The 6,548-nt window shown below is 50.5% G+C and carries 8 protein-coding genes and 1 pseudogene; 3 read left to right on the top strand and 6 right to left on the bottom strand.

Going from position 1 to position 6,548, the window contains the following annotated elements; translation table 11 throughout:
- Positions 1-134: 134 nt before the first annotated feature.
- Positions 135-1,073: an FISUMP domain-containing protein gene (locus Q0P86_RS12190; RefSeq protein ID WP_294112891.1), complete on the bottom strand. Its 939-nt coding sequence runs from the start codon at positions 1,071-1,073 to the stop codon at positions 135-137.
- Positions 1,074-1,115: 42 nt separating this feature from the next.
- A complete protein-coding gene (locus Q0P86_RS12185) occupies positions 1,116-2,228 on the bottom strand; it encodes a glycosyl hydrolase family 8 (RefSeq protein WP_290992334.1) in 1,113 nt (370 codons plus the stop codon).
- 97 nt (positions 2,229-2,325) lie between these two features.
- Here Q0P86_RS12185 and Q0P86_RS12180 point away from each other — a divergent pair, with 97 nt between their 5' ends.
- From Q0P86_RS12180 to Q0P86_RS12170, 3 genes are all read left to right on the top strand, one after another.
- The gene (locus tag Q0P86_RS12180; protein WP_291025715.1) at positions 2,326-3,192 is read left to right on the top strand and encodes an NAD(P)/FAD-dependent oxidoreductase; all 867 of its coding nucleotides are present in this window, start codon (positions 2,326-2,328) and stop codon (positions 3,190-3,192) included.
- Between the two features lie 147 nt (positions 3,193-3,339).
- A complete protein-coding gene (locus Q0P86_RS12175; RefSeq protein WP_291025713.1) occupies positions 3,340-4,113 on the top strand; it encodes a hypothetical protein in 774 nt (257 codons plus the stop codon).
- Positions 4,114-4,137: 24 nt separating this feature from the next.
- A complete protein-coding gene (locus Q0P86_RS12170) occupies positions 4,138-4,743 on the top strand; it encodes a fibrobacter succinogenes major paralogous domain-containing protein (RefSeq protein WP_291025712.1) in 606 nt (201 codons plus the stop codon).
- Here Q0P86_RS12170 and Q0P86_RS16925 read toward each other — a convergent pair.
- From Q0P86_RS16925 to Q0P86_RS12155, 4 genes and pseudogenes are all read right to left on the bottom strand, one after another.
- A pseudogene (locus Q0P86_RS16925) lies at positions 4,667-4,855 on the bottom strand (type II toxin-antitoxin system YafQ family toxin); the annotation flags it as partial. The gene Q0P86_RS12170 and the pseudogene Q0P86_RS16925 sit on opposite strands and share 77 nt — an antisense overlap.
- An 89-nt stretch (positions 4,856-4,944) precedes the next feature.
- The gene (locus Q0P86_RS12165; RefSeq protein ID WP_073053781.1) at positions 4,945-5,214 is read right to left on the bottom strand and encodes a type II toxin-antitoxin system RelB/DinJ family antitoxin; all 270 of its coding nucleotides are present in this window, start codon (positions 5,212-5,214) and stop codon (positions 4,945-4,947) included.
- A gap of 500 nt (positions 5,215-5,714) precedes the next feature.
- Positions 5,715-5,810 (bottom strand): LEPR-XLL domain-containing protein, encoded by a 96-nt coding sequence (locus Q0P86_RS12160; protein WP_290992342.1) that lies wholly within the window; start codon positions 5,808-5,810, stop codon positions 5,715-5,717.
- 76 nt (positions 5,811-5,886) lie between these two features.
- Positions 5,887-6,351 carry an FISUMP domain-containing protein gene (locus Q0P86_RS12155; RefSeq protein WP_295039745.1) on the bottom strand — a complete coding sequence of 155 codons (465 nt, stop codon included), beginning with the start codon at positions 6,349-6,351 and terminating at the stop codon, positions 5,887-5,889.
- Positions 6,352-6,548: the final 197 nt, after the last annotated feature.

Genomic DNA, 6,548 nt, shown 5'->3' with positions numbered 1-6,548 from the left:
AGCTCTCTCGCCACCACGACTCGTTAGGACGAGTCGCTTGTGGCTCACGGGATGGTTAAACTCGACAGAATCCTATAAAAAAGCTCCTCAGTATTGCCGAGGAGCTTTTCTGTCTACAAATCGATGCTTACGGGCTAGTCTTTCAAACAACGTAAACTGGCGCCGTATTCGGGATTGAACTTCTCGAACTTGGCGATGTCCTTGTCGTGGAAGAATACGAGGACTTCACCTTCGGCGGTCCAGAAGTAAGCCTTTTGTCCTGCACCTTCGAGCTTGCGTTCCTTGAGGGGAACGTCACTGTTGGCGAAGTGTCCGCCGCCGGCCTTGGCGCCGAATCCGAGTTCATCCTTGCCGTTGCCGTAGTTGTTGGTACCTTTAATCGGATCCCATCCGTAACCGGCCTTGAGGACTATCCCGACGGGCTTGCTGGTGCCGGCGTACATGAGCAAGACGTTCCATTCGTCCTTGGTGGGCATATGGAATCCATCGAGGCAGGCTTTCTGGGCGTTTTCAAAATTGTAGAGGCGTCCCCAGTGGTTGCACTGGGCGCAGAGTGAACCCGCGGCGGTTGCGTAGTTCATGTTTTCGGCGGTCCAGAGCTGCGTGCCAATACGAATCCATTCGTAGGCGTAGCCGTCGCGCGGGTCCTTGTAGCTTCCGCTAGTAGCAGGTTCGCCGTTTTCGTCGAAGTATTCGCCGAATTCGATTTGCTTGTTCTGCTTGTATTGAGCTTTAGAGGCGATTTTTCCGTTCTTGTGGTAGCGGGTGACGAGTCCTTCGATGTATCCGTCAGCGTAGTTGTATTCCGCTTCGACAGTTCCGTCTTCGTAGTATTCCTTGACTACACCTTCGCGACGGTCGTTCACGTAGTTGGCTTCGCGCTTGAGGTTGCCGTTTTCGTAGAATTCCTTTTCGGGGCCATCCTTCTTGTCCTTGACGTAGGTGGACTGGATTCGAATTTTACCGCTCGGGTATTCCTCGGTGCGAACATCTTCGCAGGCGGCGAAGAACAATGCGGTTGCTAGACTCCCCGCGACAATTGCGGGATGTATGAAATTGCTTAATTTGTTCATCTTCTATTCCTTTTTTTGTCCCAAAACTCCAACCGATGATTGTTAAAAACGAATCTTTCCAGCCGTAGCCAAAAGGCCGATTAAGTAGAGCATGCCGTCGTAGTAGCGCCAGAATCGGTAAGGGACGGAAAGCGCTGCGAGATCTTTCACGAACGGCTTGATAAGCGGGTCCCCTTCGGGAAGAACCTGCGTGGCCGCTGCGTTCATGGCGATGATTCCCGGCGTTGCATTGCGGCCTTGGCGTGGAAAGTCGCTTCCGTCAATGGCGTAGTCGGCAAGGTACGGACGGCGGCTTTCAAAGAAGAATAGCAGGCGTTCGCAGATATTCTTTTCGCACTCGTGACCGTGGAACAGCGCGTAGTCCAGACTCAGGTTCATGGCTACACGCCATGCGTCGCCGCTGAAGCATCCGCTTTCGGGATACCAGGGGGTTGGATGCGGGGTTCCGTCGTATTCGGAGTATTCGCTGCAAAGCCCTGTTACGGGGTGAGCTGCTTTTTGCAGGTATTCGAGGCTCTTGTCTGCTGTCGTTAGCCACCGTTCGTCGCCGGTGGCTTCGGCAAAGGCTCGGTAGAAGGCAATCGTGTTGTAGCTCGGGTCGGTAAAATCGTTGCCGAGAACAGGGGAGAATTTGACAAGGTTGTTTTCGGGGTCTATGATCGGACCGACAATGCCGTTGTTCGGCTTGTTGCGTAGCCAGTTGATAAGGCCGATAGCTTCGTCCTTGAGGTCCGGTCGATTGAACTTTTCGGCGGCAATCAGGAGTGCCATGGCGAAGTATTCCTCGCCGTCGGGGGCTGCACCTGGGTCCATCTTGCTAAAGTCGGTCGTGGAAACTTGCCAGGCAAAGTAGCCTACGTGCGGACCGTCATCATTGCGGAGGTAACGCTTTGTGAAGTTCCACAACTTGTCGAACTGGCGCTCGTGGCCCGTGAGGGCAGTGATATACATTCCATAGCTCATGCCTTCGGAGCGGATGTCGTCATGGCCGATATCGATGATATAGCTCATGTCCTCAGATGCGCCGAAGCAAACCCGTTCGTAGATAGGATCGCCTTCGAAGAGCTTGCTATAGGCGTTTTGTATAAGTTGAGCTGCAAAACTGGGGCCGTAGCCGGCCTCGACAAACATATCGCGCGGTGTATATCTCTGCATGGTGTTCCTTCTTTCGAATCTCCCAACACAACCTTGTTTTAAAATAAATAATTTGTATCTTGATAAGAGAATGAACTAAAAAAACAGAGAGATATTTATGTCCGACATGTTAATTCTTGGTTACGGACCGGCAGGGATTTCTGCCGCGCTCTATGGACTCCGTGCTGGGCTCAATGTGCAGCTGGTCGGAAAGGATGGCGGTGCGCTTGCCAAGGCGCACATGATCCAGAATTATTATGGCCTGGAAAAGCCTCTTACGGGCGAAGCCTTGATGAACGTCGGCAAGAAACAGGCTCTGGACCTTGGCGCAAAGATTGCCGATGATGAAGTGACGGATCTGATGTTTGACGGCACGGAATTTGTGGCGAAAGGCATTGCGGGTGAATATCGTGGAAATGCCTGCATTATGGCGACGGGCTCGGCCCGTAACAAGCATCCGATTGCAGGGATGGCCGAACTCGAAGGTCATGGAGTGAGCTACTGTGCCGTCTGTGACGCTTTTTTTTACCGTAAAAAGAACGTGGCCGTTCTTGGGAGTGGCGAATATGCCCTTCACGAGGCGCAGGAACTCTTGCAGGTCGTGAACTCGGTGACGCTCTTGACGAACGGGGCGGAACTGACAGCAGCTTTCCCTGAAAATGTGAGGATCAAAAAACACCATTTGCAGTCGCTGGTGGGTGAAGGCCAATTCAGCGGCGTTCGTTACGAAGACGGTACCGAAGAAAATTTTGACGGACTTTTCGTGGCGCTCGGAAGTGCAAGCGCGACAGACCTCGCCAAAAAGGCTGGTGCCGGATTTGACGGTGGAATGCTCGTGCTCGACAAGGATTTCCAGACGACCGTTCCTGGATTGTTTGCCGCGGGGGATTGTACCGGTGGAACTCTCCAGGTCGCCGTAGCCGTGGGCGAAGGTGCAAAGGCGGGACTTGCTGCGATTAAGTACTTGCGCGAGCATAGGAAGTAAGGCTTCGGTTGAATAACTGTGCCTAGCCAGCTTCAGTCGTTTTTCCCTATGCGGCGAATAACACTCCTTACAAACCCAGATTTGTGCAACTTGCATTGCCCACTGTGTTTTTTGAATCAGTGCGGTGTCTCGGGACGCTTTGGCGAAATGTCTATAGAGGTGGCCAGAGCGGCTATTGAAAGGTATGCGTCGGAACGCGATGAATATGGAAATCGGCTGTTGCGCGAAGTGATTCCCTCGACGATGGGGGAACCTTTACTTTATTCGAAGCTCAACGAGTTGTTGCAGGTATGTGAAGCGAAATCACTGAAGCTGAACCTGACGACAAACGGGTCGTTTCCTGGTCCTTGGGGGAGCGACAGCGGCATGGAAAGGCTTCTGGGATCCTGCTCGGATATCAAGATCAGTACGCTTTCTTACGAAACGGGTGGACTTCCCTATTCGCTTTGGAGTGAAAACGTTGAGCGTCTGATGCGGTGCCGCAGTCGGACAGAAAATGTTGCTGGAAACGGTTTGTCGAAAGTGTCGTTGCAGGTAACGCTGCATGGGCAAAATGCTGCGAACGAAATGGCTGCGGTTGAATGGGCTAAAGGAATTGTACGTTTTGCCGAGAATTTGGGAATTGACCGCATCAAGTGGAATCGTGTTGTATTCTTGGAGAAAAAATCTCCTTCGTTACGAGAAAGGTTCGGAGTGGATAATCGTCTGTTTGAAATGATTCGGCAGGAAATGCTGTCCGGAGCGTTACGGTCGTCAAAAGTGAAATACGGGGGCAGCTTGTTTTTTGAGCAGGACGCAGGCCTTTGTTCCGTCGGGGGCAAATGCGATGCTTGCCCTTTCGAAAATGAAGTGTGGGTGTGGCCCGACGGTCATGAGGATCATTGCCCGAATCCAGAACGCCGGTGGGGCAATTCGCTTTAGCGGCATAATCTGTAAAGGAATTTTATGAATAAATGGTTTGTCATTTCTATTAGTTTGTTTATTGTTGCTGCTTCTGCTTTGGCGGCGCCCAAGTCCAAAAAGAAAAACGAGTTCAAGGACCCGCGCGACAAGCAGACGTACCGCACAGTGAAAATTGCCGGCCTCGAATGGCTGGGTGACAACCTGAATTACAAAACCGAGGGCAGTTTCTGCTACAAAGATGATGACGACCAGTGCATGGTCTACGGCAGGCTCTATACTTGGGAGGCGGCCAAAAAAGCATGCCCTGCCGGGTTCCGCTTGCCCACGCACGCCGACTTCGAAAGCCTCTGGACTGCGGCGGGCGCCGACTTTAACGCGGGCTACTTGATCAAGGCCGATTACGGTTGGTCGGGCGACACCAACGGTAACGATACCCTCAAATTCTCGGCCATGCCCGCCGGCAACCGTTTCGACGACGAAACTTACGGCAACACGGCCAAGTTCGCCTTCTTCTGGAGTGGCGACGACTCCTCCGAAGGGATCGCTCCCGGCTCTGCTCGCGTGTGGTACCTCACCAGCAAGTCCATGGCGTTCGGCTACATGTCCAAGCCCAAGAACTTCGGCTTTTCTGTACGGTGCGTGCGGTAATTATTTTCCGAATAAATTCCCTAAAGCCAATCCATTTTCCGACAAGGGGATGGTCTTTATAAGAATCCGCAAGGGATTCCCCTTTTGCGAGAATTTCAACTACATCTTTTAATTTTTGGGAATCTTTTCAGCGCTTTGTTAATCGCTTGACTGATTTCTTAAACCGGCTGGTTGCTCGAACAGTGTATTTATATGGATTTGTCATATGCCAAGTTCGTCCCATAGCTCCTGCGGTGAAGCATAAGTTTTTGCATTAGGATCGTGGGCGAGTTCTTCGCCTTCCTTGATGGCTTCGAGGAGTTCTTTGGACGGAGGTCTTGTAACGGCAAAAGGCAGGCCGTGGTGCAGAATGGCTTGCTTCAGGAAAACCGTAAACGCTTGGGAAAGCGTCAAGCCCAAGTCGTTGAATAGTTCGGTTGCCTGAGCCTTGAGCTCTTTGTCGATTCGTATGTTTGTTACCACGGTACTCACACCTCTAATTATACAACAATTAGTTGTTTTTGTAAAGTGTTTGTGGTGTAAATGTTGTAAAGTGGGCGGCCTTGTCATTTTTCGCAATTTCCTGAATTCTTGACCAAAGATAAAACAAGAAACGTCTAATTCGTGCAATCAATTGGTTGCAAAATTGCGATTATTTTTAGGAGGGGGAGGGGTCCCCCTGCTTGCAGCCTTGCCCTAGTTTGTCCTGAGCGAAGCCTGTCATTCTGGAGCGAAGCGATAGAATCCAGGCGAAGGCGATATACGAAACTTGGCTACTTGTAGCCTTAGTTGAGTTAGGTTCGTAGGAGCAGGATCTAGGGCAAGTCTTCCAGCACCCCTTCGCCTAGGTGGTTCCACCCCCTAAAACCCCGGCTTCTCTTCTCCCATCCCTGAAAAACAGCGCTCCGGCTCAGCCTGCTCCGCACGCGGACACATTACGGCCTTCGGCCTTTACTGTCCGCTTAGCGGCCAGTCATTCGCCGTCGCTTTCTTTAGGCGTCCATCATCAGACGAGGTTCAAGAGCCTCAATCTTAAAGTTCTTGCGATTGGAATTTTTCTTATTGTTCTTGATGTTCTTCTTGGACATAATAACTCCCAATAGCATTTCGCACGAAATGCCTTGTTTTTTGATTCTTGTTTAGAATTTTACAATTAAGGATTGGTTATTTAACCATTACACAACGAACGGAAAAACCTTGCGTTTTATACGTATATTGCGAACCACTGCTAGTCAAAGATTTTGTTTGATATCCAGCAAGTGCACCCATTTCAGAATCTTCCGACTCTTCCACAGGATAGAACCAATAAGAACTTTCTTTCAATCGCCTAAATTCATGAACCCAATTATATCCGGCCCCAATTAAACTATATCCACTGTAGTTCAGCCCGCCAAAACTAGTGGCACGCACGCCTTTTGCCCCAACGTCATTGGCATGCAAAACAACATAGAAATCATCTTCAGTCAACAAGCGCCAACCATCTGGGCATATACCTTGATGATTGGGCTTAATCAAGTCAGCACAACTTTCAGTATTGCAACGGCTCGGCAATTGCATCATTTCTGACCACTGGTAAAGACCACCATATTCGTCGCAGTTGGTAGTGTCGTTATCATAGCTTGTCGCCATCAACAGAGCTAGAAGAATTCTTAGTTGCTACCGAGGAACTAGATTCCTTCGCGTTCTTCTCGCTAGAAGAAGACTTGCCCTTATCGGCGCTCTTTTGCGAACTAGAAGAAATTTTGGAAATTTTTTCACTGCTAGAACTTACGTCATTGCAGTCATCGCTCTGTTCCTCGCACTGGCGAGGTTCCGGCGAAACAGAA

Origin of the sequence: uncultured Fibrobacter sp. (assembly GCF_946062555.1) — a bacterium.
GTDB lineage: Bacteria > Fibrobacterota > Fibrobacteria > Fibrobacterales > Fibrobacteraceae > Fibrobacter.
Note: the sequence above shows the minus strand (reverse complement) of the source record. Positions and strands in the feature narration are given on the sequence as shown.